The 16,645-nt window shown below is 36.4% G+C and carries 15 protein-coding genes; 12 read left to right on the top strand and 3 right to left on the bottom strand.

Translation table 11 applies throughout. The annotated features are described in order from the left end of the window. Positions 1–33 precede the first annotated feature (33 nt). The 3 genes from EHR01_RS14110 to EHR01_RS14100 all read right to left on the bottom strand — a co-directional run bounded on the left by EHR01_RS14110 (position 34) and on the right by EHR01_RS14100 (position 3,610). Positions 34–1,056: a pirin family protein gene (locus EHR01_RS14110; protein WP_135695544.1), complete on the bottom strand. Its 1,023-nt coding sequence runs from the start codon at positions 1,054–1,056 to the stop codon at positions 34–36. Positions 1,057–1,111: 55 nt separating this feature from the next. Then, positions 1,112–2,254 (bottom strand): hypothetical protein, encoded by a 1,143-nt coding sequence (locus tag EHR01_RS14105; protein ID WP_244310123.1) that lies wholly within the window; start codon positions 2,252–2,254, stop codon positions 1,112–1,114. An 84-nt stretch (positions 2,255–2,338) separates the two neighbouring features. After that, positions 2,339–3,610 carry a PAS domain-containing sensor histidine kinase gene (locus EHR01_RS14100; protein ID WP_135695542.1) on the bottom strand — a complete coding sequence of 424 codons (1,272 nt, stop codon included), beginning with the start codon at positions 3,608–3,610 and terminating at the stop codon, positions 2,339–2,341. Between the two features lie 132 nt (positions 3,611–3,742). Here EHR01_RS14100 and EHR01_RS14095 point away from each other — a divergent pair, with 132 nt between their 5' ends. The 12 genes from EHR01_RS14095 to EHR01_RS14040 all read left to right on the top strand — a co-directional run bounded on the left by EHR01_RS14095 (position 3,743) and on the right by EHR01_RS14040 (position 16,643). Further along, positions 3,743–5,494: a hypothetical protein gene (locus EHR01_RS14095; RefSeq protein ID WP_135695540.1), complete on the top strand. Its 1,752-nt coding sequence runs from the start codon at positions 3,743–3,745 to the stop codon at positions 5,492–5,494. Then, on the top strand, positions 5,491–7,518 hold the full coding sequence (locus EHR01_RS14090; protein WP_208721784.1) for a 7TM diverse intracellular signaling domain-containing protein: 2,028 nt from the start codon (positions 5,491–5,493) through the stop codon (positions 7,516–7,518). The genes EHR01_RS14095 and EHR01_RS14090 overlap by 4 nt, the downstream gene beginning before the upstream one ends. Before the next feature lie 100 nt (positions 7,519–7,618). Beyond that, positions 7,619–8,695, top strand: a complete 1,077-nt coding sequence (locus EHR01_RS14085; RefSeq protein WP_135695538.1) for an alkene reductase — start codon at positions 7,619–7,621, stop codon at positions 8,693–8,695. 302 nt (positions 8,696–8,997) lie between these two features. Further along, a complete protein-coding gene (locus EHR01_RS14080) occupies positions 8,998–9,606 on the top strand; it encodes a beta-class carbonic anhydrase (protein ID WP_135695536.1) in 609 nt (202 codons plus the stop codon). Positions 9,607–9,957: 351 nt separating this feature from the next. Then, positions 9,958–10,311: an ArsR/SmtB family transcription factor gene (locus EHR01_RS14075; protein WP_004786391.1), complete on the top strand. Its 354-nt coding sequence runs from the start codon at positions 9,958–9,960 to the stop codon at positions 10,309–10,311. Position 10,312: 1 nt separating this feature from the next. Then, positions 10,313–11,278: an SRPBCC domain-containing protein gene (locus EHR01_RS14070; protein WP_135695534.1), complete on the top strand. Its 966-nt coding sequence runs from the start codon at positions 10,313–10,315 to the stop codon at positions 11,276–11,278. 11 nt (positions 11,279–11,289) lie between these two features. Next, entirely contained in the window at positions 11,290–11,670 is a 381-nt protein-coding gene (locus EHR01_RS14065) for a hypothetical protein (RefSeq protein WP_135695532.1), read from the top strand. Next, on the top strand, positions 11,667–13,058 hold the full coding sequence (locus EHR01_RS14060; protein ID WP_135695530.1) for an MATE family efflux transporter: 1,392 nt from the start codon (positions 11,667–11,669) through the stop codon (positions 13,056–13,058). The genes EHR01_RS14065 and EHR01_RS14060 overlap by 4 nt, the downstream gene beginning before the upstream one ends. A 13-nt stretch (positions 13,059–13,071) precedes the next feature. Next, complete coding sequence (locus EHR01_RS14055) at positions 13,072–13,491, top strand: iron chaperone (RefSeq protein ID WP_135695528.1); 420 nt, start codon at positions 13,072–13,074, stop codon at positions 13,489–13,491. Positions 13,492–13,688: 197 nt separating this feature from the next. Further along, positions 13,689–14,438, top strand: a complete 750-nt coding sequence (locus tag EHR01_RS14050; protein WP_135695526.1) for a helix-turn-helix transcriptional regulator — start codon at positions 13,689–13,691, stop codon at positions 14,436–14,438. An 80-nt stretch (positions 14,439–14,518) separates the two neighbouring features. After that, positions 14,519–15,406 carry a M24 family metallopeptidase gene (locus EHR01_RS14045; protein WP_135695524.1) on the top strand — a complete coding sequence of 296 codons (888 nt, stop codon included), beginning with the start codon at positions 14,519–14,521 and terminating at the stop codon, positions 15,404–15,406. Between the two features lies 1 nt (position 15,407). Next, entirely contained in the window at positions 15,408–16,643 is a 1,236-nt protein-coding gene (locus EHR01_RS14040) for an SMP-30/gluconolactonase/LRE family protein (RefSeq protein WP_135695522.1), read from the top strand. Positions 16,644–16,645: the final 2 nt, after the last annotated feature.

The raw sequence follows: 16,645 nt of genomic DNA, 5'->3' as shown, positions 1-16,645 counted from the left end.
CCCTTTAACTCTCTAAGGAAATTCCCACTCGATTTAGGATTGAGTGGGGATTTCTTCTTTGCCATCGGCATGTCTTGCAAATCTTGATTTGCCAACATGTACTGGATCATAAGAATCCCAAGGCCAACCACCAAACTGTGTTTTGCGGTAATCGTCAAAGGCTTGTTGGATTTCCTCTTGTTTGTTCATCACAAAAGGTCCATACTGAACCACTGGTTCGGCTATGGGTTTTCCTTCTAAAATTAAAATACGAGCAGATTCGGATCCATTTTTTAGTTCCACGTCAATTTCCGACTTTAGATTGTACATATGTTTTCCCGGAACCACAACTCCATCAAGCACTAGGCCTTCTCCACGGAAGTAATATAGGTTTCTATTGTTGCCACTAGAACTTCCGGGAATCACAAAACTGGATTCGGGATCCAAATCTAAAATATAAATGCCCACATCATTTTTCGGATCACCTGCCCAGGAATCTGGAGGTGGATCAAGCGGTTTTTCGCCAAACAAAGATCCTGCGACTGTTTTAATTTTTATTTTTTTGCCTAAAGTATCAGTTACCACTTTTACTGGAATGTCTTCGTTCCAAAACATTTTGAAGTGGGGATCTACAAATTTATTCTTTGCAGGCAGATTCAACCAAATCTGAAATAACTCCAAAGTATTATCACCAGATTCATTCACGAGAGGAAACATTTCCGAATGTTGGATCCCAGCGCCTGCTGTCATCCATTGGACATCTCCATCCCCATACCTTCCAGCAGCGCCTTGGGAATCGGCATGGTCAATCAGACCTCTTTGGACAACGGTTACCGTTTCAAATCCACGGTGGGGGTGGCCAGGAAAACCGGGAATGGTTTCGCCGTGGTACATCCTCCATCCATCTTTGCCAGCAAAGTCCTGGCCAATTTGTCTTCCTTGTAAAGAGGCGTCTGGGCCAAACTTTCCATTCCCTTTGGGATAAAAATCCTCATGGTGTACACAAAACAAAAATGGATCTGAAGTTGGCCATTGGAAGTCTAGTTTTTGGGCATATTCTATCGATTTGTGTTTCATGAGTGAATCCTATTTTTGCGATCAGTATCGCTACTATTAAGACAGTAGTTAAGAATCAAAAGTTTTTCACAATAGAAACATTCACTCCAAAAGAACCATATTCTTTGGCACTTTGTGAGGAATTGAGATTGGGAACTGTGCTGAGTTCCACAGGAGTTTTTCCAGGTCCTAAATTATAACCTGACACTTCAGAGACACTAAAAGAAGACATTTGGTAAAATCCACCGTACTTTAAACCAAAGGTATCAAAGAATTTCCAAACAAGTCCCATCTCAAAAGAAACCGAAGCGCCTCCAAGTCCGCGAGCCAAACCTTCTTTTGATTGAAATATCGTTAAGTCTGTTTTGGTGACGGGAGTACTAAAAACAACTTGGTTACTTGAATTGAGAGTCCCAGTTGATGAATTTTCAATCCCGTATGAGGCCAGCTTTAATTGTCCTGCAAATATGATAAGATCACCCATCATATAAAAGTTCAACCAATCGGTAATTGAAGTCACAAAACCGTAGTTCATTCCATAATTTTTAGTTCGAAACTCAACAGTTCCTGTTGATAAAGCATAACCTTCTGTTACAGATTGTTCGCCAGTTCTTAAAAATGGAAATTTCAATTGAAAGGATTGAAATGGTCCTTTGGAAGATAATTCAGAATAAGAAAAACTAAATTCGTGAGAACTTGTTTCGGTCAGAAAATTTAACGGACCAACTCCTATTTTAAATCCTACTTCATTGATCCCTGATCGAACTCGATCGTTCAAATACAATCCGTTTGTACTAAAACTGGTTCTTGTATCATTGTAATGTTCTCCTTTTGCATAAACCAATCCTATAAAAAAATCTTCAGAGATTTGGTGAGAATATTTGATTCGAGGTGATACTGTTGAAGTTGGTCTTGATTCCGCACTTTCGGTAATAATCCCTGGTGGGTTCAAGTTATTTGCCGTGCCGGAATTGACAAAACTTGCAGCCACACGGGAAGAATTGAGAATACTTGATACCGATTGTGGCCCACCTTCTGATGGTGTTTGTGCAAATTCTCCAGCAAGTTCGATGACTTTTAATCCTGATCCAAGTAGGGAAGAAGATTTTGGTTTTGAATCAGAATTAAGCTCTGGAGGATTGGATTGATTTTGAGCAATAAGAGGTGTGACTAGTAAGGCAAATACTAGATATAAATTTTTGCATATTCGATTCATCATTGGTAAAAAATAAATTTTTGAAAAATTGAATCTAGAAAAAAAGGAAAGTAGAAAGATAATTCGTTTTAGAAATTTAGAATGATGTTAGTTTGTTTTTGTGTGTTGTACTAACTGAATCAAAAAAGTAGAACCCATTCCAGGTTCACTTTCTACCCAAATTTTACCTTCTTGTTTTTCTAAAAACTCTTTGCAGAGAATGAGTCCAAGTCCTGTTCCAGGTTCTTGAGCTGTACCTTTGGTTGAAGATTTTTGATCCAATCGAAAAAGGTTTTCGATTTGTTCCTGATTCATTCCCACTCCCCTATCTTTTACGAAGAAAATAAATTCATTCGCTTGAGACTTTGTTGTGGATTTTTCAATTTCCAAATTTGTATTAGTATGTATTTCTTTGTTATGTTGTAAAACTCCTACCGTTACTTCGGTATTCGCATTACTGTATTTGATTGCATTGGAGATCAAATTACGGATTACAGTTTCAATCATAAATAAATCAGCAAAAATAACTTGGTCCTTTGGAACTCGATTTAAAATAGTAATTTGTTTTTTGTTAGCCGATAGAGCCAAAAGGCCAATCACTCTTTCGACGAGATCAAAAAAATGAATGGATACGGGTTGGTAATTTATATTTCCACTTTGAGATCTAGCCCAATCCAATAAATTTTCTAGTAACGAATACACTAAGTCAGAAGATTCTTCCAACATCTTCAAATAAGTTGTTCTTTCGGTTTCAGAAAATTTAGAATCTTTTTCGCTTAAAATTTTGGTAAATTCCCTTTGGGTGCCAAGTGGTCCACGTAAGTCATGGGCAATGATTGAAAAAAATTTATCTTTTGATGCGTTGAGTTCTGCCAAACGAATTGCAGATTCTCTTAAATTTGTTTCTGCTAATTTTCGTTCTGTGATATTGCGAACAATGGCACAATTGTATTGTTTTCCAGCATATTCAACCAAATTCACCGTAACTTCGATAGGAAAAGAAGTGCCATCCTTCTTTTGGTTAATTGTTTCGATTGAAAATGTTTTACGCTCTAAGATTTCCTGCCAATGTGCGTTCCAAGTTTCAACATCAAACAATGGATCAACTTGGAACATTTGCATGGAAAGTAATTCATCTTTTGTGTAACCATAGTTTTTGCAGGCGGCGTCATTTACGAAAACAAAATTGCCTTTAGAATCTAACCAAAGAATGGATTCAGAGATGGTATCAATTGAAAACTGCGTGAATTGCAGAGCATTGATTAGGTTTGTGTGGCTTACATCTTTGTATTCCAAAGATTGTTTTAAAACTTGGTTTTCTGATTCCAACCTTTTTAGGTCAGCAAACAATGCTTCGAATGTCTTAGGGAGAATCGACATGGATGAAAGGTAAGGTTCAAATTTTGAAAAAAAATGCCAAGAACTAAGTGTTGGATTTCTTTATTTCCTTGGGTATGAATCTGGCTTGACTTACGTAGTATTCCTAGATAGACCTATACTCCCTGAAACGATATGTCTTGTTTATTTTGTCAAAAAGGATCCACCCAATTCTCACGTTTAGAACCGGTTCGTGATGAACGGTCGACATACCAATTTCCGACCGATGATATCGTAGGAAATTCCCTGAATCGATTCAAGGAAATTTATGAATGTAAGGATTGCCATAGCCTTTGGTGGATCAAAACCAGAGGGACTGGTGACCCAAGATCCACCTATCCAGAGTTTTACGAACAGTCAGCAGAACGAATTGATGACCAGCGTTCAGAATTGATTCGTAATCCCACTGTTTCTCGTCTTATGGTCGCAAAGGAAAACTTGTTTCCTTATTCATTCTTTGAAGAAGTTTTGGAAATTCTTTCTAAAACAGAAACAGAAAAACTAAAAGTATTATTCCTCAACCGAGATCCGAATTTACCATCCTCCGTAAAACGCTGGTTACGCCAATGGTTTCAAAAAGTATTTCCCTTGGAGTTCCAAGGAATTCAAAAAAAAGGGTTCCCTAAGTCTTCACATTTACTATTCCAATTGGAGGAAAATGAATCGTTTTTTGCCTCTGAATTCATTGGAAGGGATCAATTTGTATGTATTGCCTATAATGAAGAAAACTATTTTCTACATTCATTTGACCTCACTCAAAAACAAATGCTTTGGAAGGAAAAAATTCAAAAACCGTTTGTAGAGGGGATAGACATTCCAGTTCTTTTTTACCAATCCGGTTACCTTTGTTCTTACCAAGGATTCCAAAAAGGTTCAGAATATTATTCAAAACTAAATCGACCGGATACACTTTGTATTTATCAACTTTCTGGTAAACTCATTCTATCAATCAAACTGGCTTTTCTTTGTTATGAAATCCTTTCCACTGAAGAACGTGATGTTTCAGAAAATCGAATCGTACATAATTTCAATTTTACGATTCTTTCTGATACTTTGTATCTTCCTTACCAATCACAAATCCATGTTTATGATTTGAATTCTGGAAAACTAAAGAAAACAATCGCCTTGCCAAAGTTTGAGATTTTTTCTGGTAGAGCTTTTGAAACAGAGTCCGGAAATCTTTTGTTTCATACATTAAAAGGAATTTTGGGAATCAGCCCAACTGGTGAAGAAGTTTTCCAATATTTTTCACCTTATCATCCTGTGTTTATCGATTCACAATTCCAATTATACTTTTATTATGCAATTGTCGAATCAGCAAATACAGGAAAGAAAAAACTCTTTGAACAAACACATAGTTCGGGAATTTCTTTGGTAAGAGAGTTGGCTTCTCCACCTGTAGAATTTCCTGGTGGGATTTATTTACCTTTTGTTTTAGATGGATCAGTTCTTTTGGATTCTCAACTAAATACCATCAAAGAACTTCCCTTCAGCACAACCGATACTCTTGGACCACATTCATTCGGTAATGCCAAATCACCAGTGATTGTAACAGAAGATCGGATCATCATCACTGCCAATCATTCTGGAATTCGTATGATTGATTTTTTGGGGAATGTAGTTTTTGAAAAACCAATCCAAAGTGAAGTGATTTCTCTTTTTACCTTTGATGGAAAACATACAATTTTAATTTTGAGTTTTTTTGATGAATATAGCGAAGAAGACCAAATTGAACTCATTTTACTCTCACCCAACGGAAAAGAGCTGAAACATAAAATACTCCCCGGTCCCAAAGGGTTGTCGGTGAGTTTTGATGGCATTTGTATTTTTGCAAAAAACAACCAAATGTTCTCCATCGATTTATTTGAGACAGACGAATCCAAATGAAATTGATTCAAATAAAAAGAATTCTATTTGTATTGGTTTTGTTTTTAGTAACTTCTCAAATTGAAGCCGAAGACTCTGTAATCGACATCAAAGATTCTGATTTTTCTCCGCTTTATCTTGCAAATTCGATATTAGTTTTGGAAGATAAAACGAATCGATTGATCTTCGAAGATATTGTATCGCCAAAATATGAATCAGAATTTTTGAAAGTTAAGTCTTCCGAGGAAGCTTTCAATTTTTCATATTCAAACTCAACTTATTGGCTAAGGGTTTCTTTAGAAAATCGAAGTTTTTCTTCTAAAGAGGTTACCTTTGTTGTTTCTTATCCAAGATTAAAAACTTTGGATTTTTATTTTCGTAACCCCAAAAAAATTAAAAAGATTTCTTCAGGTTATTCGGTTCCCATGTTGAATCGCCCTTACCAAAGCAGATTTTTTGTATTTCCCATTTCTTTTCCGGAAAATTCTAATGCGACTGTTTATTTCAAAGTAAAGTCGCCAAACTCCATCAATCTTCCCATTCAGTTATGGAATAAAGATCTCTATGATCGCCATGAAATCAACGATCACGTTATCCAAGCCATTTACTTTGGAATTGCATTTGCGATGGCTCTATTCAATTTGTTTTTGTTTTTTATCCTCAAAGATAAAAATTATTTTTTATATGTTCTAGTGGTCACGAGTACTGCGTTTACGATTGCTTCGCATAACGGAATTGCTTCGGAATATTTATGGAAATTTTCACCTTGGATGGACCAATATTCGGTGAATCTTTTTATTTCCGTTGTATTAATCCTGTTTTTAATTTTTATGCGAAGTTTGTTAAATACCAAACAGATCATTCCCAAACTAGATCGTTTGAGTATAATATTGATTCTGATTCAAATCGGATTGCCTATTTTATATATTTATTCTTTTGAGTTTTGGATCAAAACTTTAGTCTTTAGTCATACCATTACATCACTTTGGATTTTAATTATTGGTATGGTCTGTTCGTTCCATAGGCAGAGAATTGCCTATTTTTTCCTTCTAGCGTTTGCATTTTTGTTTTTTGCTTTGATACTTTCTACTTTGCGCGCATTGGGTTATCTCCCTACCAATTCCTTTACCATTGACGGCCCACAATATGGATCAGCTGCTGAAATGATGTTACTTGCGTTTGCACTGGCGGATCGTTATCATACCATCATCAGAGAAAAAGAAACTGCAGAAGAACAAGTAAAACATAGTTTAGAAAAATCCAATTTTGATTTAGAGGAAAAAGTAAAAGAAAGAACTTTCACGTTAAATCGTACACTCAATGCAATGAAACGAGATCTGTTCGTTGCAAAAAAAATCCAAGAGAATTCCTTAGCCATTGATTTAAACCTCATCAAAGAATTAAATTTAGTGTATCGTTACCTTCCTGTATCGGAAGTGGGTGGTGATTTTTTTGACTTAAGTCTTCTCAAAGACTCAAAGTATAGAATTTTAATTTCTGATGCTACAGGCCTTGGTGTTCATGCTGCCATGATCACTATGGCAATCAAAGGTTTGTATGATCCTATCAAAAACTTTGAATTACCACCTGCTAAGGTTTTGGAGATTTTTAATGAAGAGTTTATGGATAACTTTGTTTCTTTGAATAGCCTTTTGACGGCAATGATCCTCGATATCGATTTGATAGAAAAAAAAATCCAATATGCATCCGCAGGCCATCCTGCAGCTGTGTTGGTGCAGAAAGAAAAAATCCAACTTCTTTCAAAAACGGGAAGAATGATCGGGCTCAAAAAACAAATCCACTATGAACAATCCGAAATATACTTTGAGAAGGGTGATCGGCTTTTTGTCTTTACCGACGGTGTTTTTGAGGCTTTTAACTCGAAAGATGAAGAATTTGGTGAGGAATCGCTTTACCACCTCTTTCAATCCACTCGCGCTCTCAGTCTGGATGGGGTGGTGGACCATCTCCTAAAAACACTACAAAACTTTCTAAATGGTCAGGATCGGCAGGACGACTTAACCATCCTCGGGTTGGATTTATAAATTTTTTTTGGAAATTAGTTTAATATTAAATAAATACAATATCAAATCACTTCATGTTGTAGTCTATTTCCTAAATAGTAAATCAAAATTGGAGAACCTTGTGAAATCATTATTTTCAGAAGCGAAGTTAGGAAACCTTACCTTAAAGAATAAAGTGGTGATGGCCCCCATGACCCGTTCCCGTTCCATCGGAAATGTGCCGGGAGAAATTGTTGCAACTTATTATGAACAAAGAGCTGAAGCGGGACTCATCGTGACAGAAGGAACATCTCCTTCTCCAAATGGTCTTGGTTATGCGAGAATTCCTGGAATTTTTTCAGAAGAACAAACCAATGCATGGAAAAAAGTCACAGACAAAGTGCATGCGAAAGGAAGTAAAATTTTTGTCCAACTTATGCATACAGGTCGTATCGGACATGAGTTGAATTTGCCGAAAGGTGCAAAAGTTCTTGGACCATCGGCAATCCTTGCGAAAGGACAAATGTGGACTGACACAGACGGAATGAAAGAACACTCTACACCGAAAGAAATGTCAAAAGCTGAATTAAAAGAAACGATCGAAGAATTTGTTTTAGCATCTAAAAATGCAATCAAAGCAGGATTTGATGGAGTTGAATTGCATGCAGCCAATGGTTATTTGTTAGAACAATTTTTACATCCGACTTCAAACCAACGAACAGACGAATATGGTGGTTCCATTGAAAATCGAATTCGTTTTATTTTAGAAGTCGCAACGGCAGTGAGTAACGCCATCGGCAAAGAGAAAACGGCCATTCGTTTATCTCCATATGGTGCCTTTAATGATCTTTTTCCATTTCCCGAAACTCATGACGAATATTCATTGTTAGCTGAAAAATTAAATGAAATTGGAATTGTATACATTCATTTAGTTGACCACTCTTCTATGGGTGCTCCCAAGGTAGAACCGGAAACAGTTCAGAACATCAGAAAAGCATTCAAAGGAACTTTAATCCTTAGTGGTGGTTATGATGCAGAACGAGCTGACAAAGATTTATCTTCTGGACATGCAGACTTAGTTGCATTTGGAAAACCTTTTTTAGCCAATCCTGATTTAGTCACTAGATTCCAAAAAAACATTCCATTGGTTTCATTTGATCAAACCACATTGTACACAGCTGATGAAAAAGGTTATATCGACTATCCATTAGCAAGTTAATCGTCATTCACAATAAAATGGAAATATTGTGTTTCTTTTATGGTGCCTCAAATAAAAACAAAAGAGGACTCTTATAGTAGCTGACCGGGCTACTCCGGGGTCCGCATTCGCTCCCGTCACCTACCATCTAACGATGGCAGGTGACCAAGCCCTTCGTATCCCTGGCACAAAAATCCAATCTTAAAGATACATCTCCAGTCCTTTGGCCGTTTGCTAAATCCACTGTACAAATCTGAAACGGAAATCCTTTATCCAAAATTCCTTTTCTTGTCTTCTTCGCTATAGTGGATTTTATTTCCATTATGTCAAACACACTCATCCAACAAGAAACAAGCAAAGTTCATAAAGAAGTCCTCGGTGCGAACGAAAAATATGCATCTGAATTTGGGAAAAAAGGAGAATTGGCCCTTCCTCCGGCGAGAAGTTTTACCATCCTCACCTGTATGGATGCAAGGTTAGACCCAGCCAAATATGCAGGACTTGCCGAAGGTGATGCGCACGTAATCAGAAATGCTGGAGGCCGTGCAAGTGATGATGCCATTCGGTCTCTCGTCATTTCTTATAAATTATTAGGAACTAAAGAATTCTTTGTCATCCACCACTCAGATTGTGGAATGCAACTTTTCACTGATCCTATCATACGGAACCTCCTTTCAAAAAGTTTGAAAACTGCGACCATTGATTCGAACGGATGGCGAAATTTAGAAGAATCAGGTGGCTCCGATGAAGCAAAGTTCATTCCTTTTTTAACTTTTGAAAATTTAGAACAAAGTGTTATTGATGATGTCAAACGAATTCGTAACCACCCTTTGATTCCGAAAGACATTCCTGTTTATGGATATTATTACGATGTGAAAACCGGAAAGTTAGTAGAGGTCAAAGAAGCCACGAAGATTGGTAGGGCTTCGTAAACACAAACCATAAGACCATTCATTTTAAATAGAATCTCCTTTTTAATCCCAGCGAACAACGATTCGTTGGGAACTCTTCCTATTTTCTAATTCATTTTGTAAAAACAACATAAGAGAAATTCGAAACATGAACTTCTCAAGATTAAATTCTCCATTTTGGAGAATTGTATTTTCTTCCCTGGGTTTTTGTGGTAGGTGGACATCAATGGGTGGCGGGTCTAGTTCCCCTCCCTAATCGGGCGGGGATACCGATATCCAATCTGTACCTGCCAAATTCTCCGAACTGACTGCAAAACCCTATTGACAGAAATTTCTGTTCTTTCTAGTTTAACCAAATGGTTAATTATCTAAATGGTTAAATTGCAGGATTCGGAAGAAACGCTCAATGCAACGTTCCAAGCATTGGCAGATCCAACTCGTAGAAAGATACTGATGCAACTTGTATCTGGTGAAGCGACAGTTCTCGAATTGGCAGAACCGTTTCAAATGAGTCTCCCCGGGATTTCCAAACATCTGAAAGTTTTGGAAAAAGCAGGGCTTATTGAAAAAGGAAAGGCAGCGCAGTTTCGACCTTGTCGTTTAAAAGTGGAAGCACTTCAGGAAGCCAATCAGTGGTTAGAACAATATAAAAAATTATGGGAAGAACGATTGGATCGTTTGGATGCATATTTAACCGAATTACAAAAATCCAAAGGAAATTATTAAAATGTTTAATTCAGAAACAATTTTGACACTAGAAGAAAAGATAGTACGCATCGAACGAATGTTTGATGCTCCATTACAGCTTGTGTGGGAAGTTTGGACAAATCCTTTGCATATCCAAAAATGGTGGGGCCCAAAGAGTTTTACAAATCCATCAGTTGAATTTGATTTTAAAGTAGGTGGATCATATAGAATTGTTATGCGATCTCCTGAAGGGGTTGATTATCCAATTTTTGGAAAATTTTTAGAAATCACTCCATTCCAGAGTTTTGTAATCAGTGATTTGGTAGATGAACATCCTGATGAATGGGTGGCGGAAGTTCAAAAGATGGCAGGTGTTACAGGCGATCGAGAAATACTCAATTCAAAGTTAAGAGTGTTGTTCGAAGAAATTGATGGTAAAACAAAAGTTGTTCTCCTCACCGAATTTGCCAATAACCAAATTCGAGATGGATTTGCAAGTTCAGGTATGAAGGAAGGTTGGTCAGAAAGTTTTGAAAAATTAGAAATAAATGCTCTACCTAAACCTAATGAAATCTCCATGGAAAGAAAAATGAATCATTCGCAGGAACTGATTTTTAATACACTTTCTAATCCATTGACGATCGACCATTGGTGGGGACCGAGTGGATTCAAAACAACAACTGAATCTATGGACTTTCGAATTGGTGGGAAATGGATTTTTACAATGGTCGGACCCGATGGGACAATCTATCCAAATGTAATTGAATATAAAGAAATTAGGAAATTCGACTACATGGAATACATACATGGTTCAGGCGATGTAAATAAAAAGGATGATTTTTTGGCCAAAATATTTCTAATTGCTCTCGGCGAGAATCAAACCATTGTAAAAATGCAACTGGCTTTTCCTGATACAAACGTTCGAAATGCGGTGATTGCCTTTGGTGCGATTGAAAGTGGACAACAGACACTTTCAAAACTTGATCAGTTCTTAAATCAAAAATAGGAAAAGTATCTATGTTAAAGAGTTTCATAGCAATTGTTGTTGGATTATTATCCAACGTAATCCTCTCCGTACTTTGTGATACAATTCTTAAGGTATTAAATTTCCTCCCTTATGATCATATGTTTGTATCAACTCCTTTGGTTTTGTTTGTATTAGGATATCGAATTATATTCAGTATTTTTGGGTGTTATTTAACTGCTAAGTTAGCACCGCAAAACCCAATGAAACACGCATATATCTTAGGTGGTATTGGTTTATTATTAGGAATTACAGGTGTTGTATTTGCCGGTCATCTTGGACCTTGGTGGTATGCATGGTCGCTAGTAATTCTCACTCCTCTCATTGCTTATTTAGGTGGTAAACTTTATGTATTACAGGAAAAATCCAAATGACAAGTGCTAGTTTATGGGAAGATTTAAAAAAGGCTCTTGCTGGTTCTGAAGAAGATTATACGGAAGTTAGCATTCGAAAAGCTGTGTTCCTACTCTCAGTTCCAATGGTTTTGGAACTTGTTTTAGAATCAGTATTTGCAGTTGTCGATATTTATTTTGTTGGAGCTTTAGGTGCATCGGCAATCGCAACAGTTGGTCTTACTGAAACTTATTTGTTCCTATTGTATTCCGTTGCAATGGGTTTGTCATTTTCGGTCACTGCGATTATTGCAAGGCGAATTGGAGAAAAAGAAAAAGACAAAGCAGGAATAGCAGCAATTCAATCCATTTGGATCGCCATCCTTGCTTCTGTTCCTTTTGCAATCGCTGGAATATTTTTTTCAAAAGAACTTCTCAAACTAATGGGTGGAGATGAGTGGGTTTTAACAGAAGGGTACCACTACATGCAGTGGATGTTAGGTGGAAATATTGTCATCGTCCTTCTTTTTCTCATTAATGCAGTTTTTCGTGGAGCAGGGGATGCCGCGATATCAATGAGAGTTTTATGGGTATCCAACGGTCTGAATATTGTTTTAGATCCCATTTTTATTTTTGGTTGGGGACCCATTCCTGCTTATGGAATAACAGGCGCAGCAATTGCAACGAACTTAGGTCGTGGGATCGGAGTGCTTTTTCAATTGTGGTTGTTATTCCAAGGCGGAAAACATATCAAAATTTTAAAATCCCATCTAAAAATAGAATGGGAAACCATCCAGGGTATTTTAAAAACCTCACTTGGTGGAATTGGCCAGATGATTGTTGGTATGACATCTTGGATCTTTATCATGAGAATACTTTCAGAATTCGGGAGTCAAACGGTTGCCGGAGCAACCATTGCATTAAGGACGATGATGTTTACCATGATGCCTTCTTGGGGAATGTCTAACGCAGTTGCTACGTTAGTTGGCCAAAATTTAGGAGCAGGCAAACCAGATCGTGCGGAACAATCCGTTTGGTTTACCGGTTTTTGTAATATGGGCTATTTAATTCTAGTCTCCATCATTTACTTTTTTTGGAGTGAAAACCTAATTTCCATTTTCTCAAATGATCAGGAAGTCATCGCCATTGGTGGTAAATGGTTACAAATTGTGTCCTACTCATATTTTATTTATGCATGGTGGATGGCTGCTGGACAAGCTTTCAATGGTGCAGGAGATACAATCACTCCTACAAAAATTAATATTATTTTCTTTTGGGTCATTCAAATCCCTTTAGCTTATCTATTAGGAAAACATTTCGATTTTGGCTCCACAGGGGTATTTTGGTCTATCATGATTTCGGAATCTTCCGTAGGAGTTTTTACTCTTTGGTTATTTACGAAAGGAAATTGGAAACAAACAAAAGTATAGAGAGAATAAAGTTATGAAATCAGAGATAGCAAAATCAATTGATGAATACATAGGAAGATTTCCAAAAGATGTACAAGATATACTTCAAAAGGTTCGAAGTATCATCCAGAAAGAAGCACCAGAAGCATCAGAGGCAATAAGTTATGCGATGCCAACATTTGTACAAAATGGAAACTTGGTACATTTCGCAGCTTATGCAAAACACATTGGTTTTTATGCGCTTCCTTCTGGAAATCTTGCCTTTCAAAAAGAAATTTCTAAATATAAAAACGGGAAAGGTTCCATTCAATTTCCATTGGATGAGCCAATCCCCTATACTCTAATCCAAAAAATTGTTAAATTTAGAGTGAGCGAAAACTTAGAAAAACAGAAGAAGAAAACTCAAAAAAAAAAGACTACAAACTTAAAAAAACCAATCTTGAAGAAATCGTAAACGCTGATTTATTGTTTCTTCGATGTTTTTACTTTTTGTTTTAATAAGAAGCAATCTTTCAGTAACAGGATCTTTAAATTTTATTTCGATTTACAAGAGAAGTTTTATCATAAAAATTAACCCATCTGTTTTCTGAATGAGGATCATAGATGGAGTTTGAAAACAAAAGCATACTTTATTTATGGAACAGTCGCGTTATGTTTGCAACTAATAATATGCAAACTGACTTTCATTCACATTATGCAGCTACATTAGCAATTTCTTTAGAAAAAAATATAACAATCGAAACTGAATTAGGAAAAGAAGAATACCGGGTTGCATTAGTTGGCCCGAATACTTACCATCGAACTATCTCACCTGGAGTAGAAATGGTTGCATTGTTGATAGATCCAGAGACGTATGAATTTGGATCTATTTCAGAATCTATTTCTTCTGGTGAAGTCAAACGTTTAGATATTAAAAAATTTTTACCATTAATCGATTCTTTATGGTCATTGTATTTTGGTGATTTAAATCATCAAGAAGCAACACAACTTCAGATAAGTTTACTTCGAACTGTTTATCCATTTGAAGAATTAAAAACTTCAATCGATCCAAGAATTCAAAAAATTGCTAAAAAAATTCGATTGGAAGTTCCCAATAGCATTCGAATGAGAGAAATAGGAAAAGATTTTTCTATTTCAGAAGATAGATTGATTCGTTTGTTTAAAGAGAATTTAGGAATCCCACTTCGAAGGTATTTGTTATGGGTTCGTATTTTGCGTGCAGTGAAAGAATTAAAGGCAGGCAACAATCTTACCGATGCAGCACATGCAGCAGGTTTTTCCGATTCAGCACATTTCTCAAGGACTTTCAAAGAAAATTTTGGATTTATACCTTCTCTCTTTTTTGGTCACCTCAAAACCGCTGAAGTTCGATTTTGTGAATCGGATGAAAGTTTTCAATAAATCGTAAAAATACCGGAATCGTTCAAGCAGAGATTTTTATATTTTGTTATTCTCTTTTTTTACTAAGGAAAAAGAGACTCATGCCATTATTGCAAGAAAAAGGTTTATTATCAAAATTATCTTCAAAGCTCTCAAAACTAAGTTCCGAATCGATTCGGATTCCAACAGCTGATGAAAAAAATGGATTTTTAAAAGCCCAGAGACTAGCTTACGAATGTGTCACAACCATTGAGAAAGAAATGTTACCAGGTTGGACTGAAAAACAAACAGCAAAAAGAATGGATGAGTTTTTGCGAGATCACGGTGTAAAAGTCTTTCTACATAGACCATTTGCTTGGTTTGGTGAACATGCAAGGTTTGACGGATACAAACGATTCACTCAATTTCATCCAGGTAAAAAACAATTGGTAGAAGAAGAATCTTTTATTTTGGATGTATCACCAGTAGTTGATGGTTATATCGGTGATATAGGTTATTCTTCTTCTTTAATCAAAAATTCCGAACTTGACTCTGGTATGAAATACCTATTGCACCTTCGCGAAGAGATCCCGAAATATTTTAGTTCTACAATGACTCCATCAGAAATTTGGTGGAAAATCGATTCCGACGCAAAACAATCTGGTTTCGACAACGTACATTCGTTATATCCTTTTGCTGTACTAGGGCATAGAGTATATAAAGTAAATCTTCCTAATGTTTCTTTTCCTTTGTTGCCTGTGAGTTTTGCAAGTTGGTTCAGTTTGCAAGGGTCTTATGAATTTTTATCACACAAAGTATTACCTGAATTATTAACTCCCGACCATCAGGGTAATAAAATGGGTTTATGGGCAGTGGAGCCACATTTAGGAAAGGGTAAAACTGGGTTTAAATTTGAAGAGATTTTAGTCGTAGAAGAGAACAAAGCCTATTGGTTAGACAACGAAGTTCCTCACGTAAAAAAATACCAAATGCCAAACGGAAAAAACTAAAATGAAAATTCAAAAACAAAAATACTTATTTTTCCTACTTTTATTCACTATTGGTTGTAATACAAACAATATCAAAATTGGGAAGGCGTACAAATTAGGACCTGTACCGAATACCATACAGGAAGCTACAAAACCAGATCCTTTTTTAGAAAATTTAAATGTCACCATGCCACTGTTACCTGGTCATGATGATCTTATTTTTAACAATCAAGAAAAAGTGGCTTATGCATCCGGGATGGATGGATGGATCTGGAAATTAGACTTCAAATCAAACCTTGGAACTGCGTGGGTAAAACCGCCAGTTAATCCTGCTGGATTACAATTCGCAGACAAAAAGAAAGAATCCATTTTGTTTTGTGCTTCAAAACTCGGTGGGGACACTTATGACGATTCACAAAAAGTAGGTTTGTATGAAGTAAATATCAAAACAAAGTCGATGACTCCTATTCTTCTTTCTCTACCAAAAATAGAAAATTCTGATTTTGAGATTGTTTACTCCGAATCGAAACGCCCTACATTTTCTTTACAGTCATTAAACGAATACAATTCAAGACCTTTCTCTTTATGTAACGATCTCGCCGTTTCAAATGATGGAAATCGAATTTATATTTCAGAGCCATTTGAAAGAGTGAATGCAGCAATGGGAAGTGGTGCCGTTCCAGAGGCTATCGGACTTTATCCACATGGAAAATTATGGATGTATGATAGAAAACAAAAAACTATTTCTCTTGTGATGAATGGTTTTACCTTTGTTGATGGAATCATCATTGCGGAACATTCTGTTACAAAAGAAGAGTCAGTAATCATAACAGAGACAACAAAATTTCGAATCATTAAAGCCAACATCAGTGGGAAAAAAGAAGGTACATTCGAGGTACTTTTCGATAACTTGCCTGGTCTTGCGGATGGATTGGAGCGAGATACAAAAGGAAGGATTTGGATAGGTATCATTAAACCACGGTCCGGTCTCGTGAATTTTATCCATAACAACCCTTGGTTAAAATCATTTTTGCTTTCATTACCGCAACGAATTTTGCCAATCGCAAAGAAAACAGGAATTATGGTATTGGATCCTACTGGAAAAAAAGCACTCTATTATGCGATGCATGATGGCTCAAAAATAAAAGATATATCTGTTGCCGTTCCTAATGAAGATTCAGTTTATTTTCCTTCGTTTGACATATCATCCCGCGGGTTGTATTCGATTTCGACAAATAAGCTTTTGTTAGGTGAATAATT

This window comes from Leptospira mtsangambouensis (genome assembly GCF_004770475.1).
Lineage (GTDB): Bacteria > Spirochaetota > Leptospiria > Leptospirales > Leptospiraceae > Leptospira_A > Leptospira_A mtsangambouensis.
Note: the sequence above shows the minus strand (reverse complement) of the source record. Positions and strands in the feature narration are given on the sequence as shown.

What these genes read in the sequence shown, in the direction of transcription:
- EHR01_RS14110 (WP_135695544.1), bottom strand. Translation starts at nt 1,056, where the DNA reads ATGAAACACAAATCGATAGAATATGCCCAAAAACTAGACTTCCAATGG.
- EHR01_RS14105 (WP_244310123.1), bottom strand. Translation starts at nt 2,254, where the DNA reads ATGATGAATCGAATATGCAAAAATTTATATCTAGTATTTGCCTTACTA.
- EHR01_RS14100 (WP_135695542.1), bottom strand. Translation starts at nt 3,610, where the DNA reads ATGTCGATTCTCCCTAAGACATTCGAAGCATTGTTTGCTGACCTAAAA.
- EHR01_RS14095 (WP_135695540.1), top strand. Translation starts at nt 3,743, where the DNA reads ATGTCTTGTTTATTTTGTCAAAAAGGATCCACCCAATTCTCACGTTTA.
- EHR01_RS14090 (WP_208721784.1), top strand. Translation starts at nt 5,491, where the DNA reads ATGAAATTGATTCAAATAAAAAGAATTCTATTTGTATTGGTTTTGTTT.
- EHR01_RS14080 (WP_135695536.1), top strand. Translation starts at nt 8,998, where the DNA reads ATGTCAAACACACTCATCCAACAAGAAACAAGCAAAGTTCATAAAGAA.
- EHR01_RS14075 (WP_004786391.1), top strand. Translation starts at nt 9,958, where the DNA reads ATGGTTAAATTGCAGGATTCGGAAGAAACGCTCAATGCAACGTTCCAA.
- EHR01_RS14070 (WP_135695534.1), top strand. Translation starts at nt 10,313, where the DNA reads ATGTTTAATTCAGAAACAATTTTGACACTAGAAGAAAAGATAGTACGC.
- EHR01_RS14065 (WP_135695532.1), top strand. Translation starts at nt 11,290, where the DNA reads ATGTTAAAGAGTTTCATAGCAATTGTTGTTGGATTATTATCCAACGTA.
- EHR01_RS14060 (WP_135695530.1), top strand. Translation starts at nt 11,667, where the DNA reads ATGACAAGTGCTAGTTTATGGGAAGATTTAAAAAAGGCTCTTGCTGGT.
- EHR01_RS14055 (WP_135695528.1), top strand. Translation starts at nt 13,072, where the DNA reads ATGAAATCAGAGATAGCAAAATCAATTGATGAATACATAGGAAGATTT.
- EHR01_RS14050 (WP_135695526.1), top strand. Translation starts at nt 13,689, where the DNA reads ATGTTTGCAACTAATAATATGCAAACTGACTTTCATTCACATTATGCA.
- EHR01_RS14045 (WP_135695524.1), top strand. Translation starts at nt 14,519, where the DNA reads ATGCCATTATTGCAAGAAAAAGGTTTATTATCAAAATTATCTTCAAAG.
- EHR01_RS14040 (WP_135695522.1), top strand. Translation starts at nt 15,408, where the DNA reads ATGAAAATTCAAAAACAAAAATACTTATTTTTCCTACTTTTATTCACT.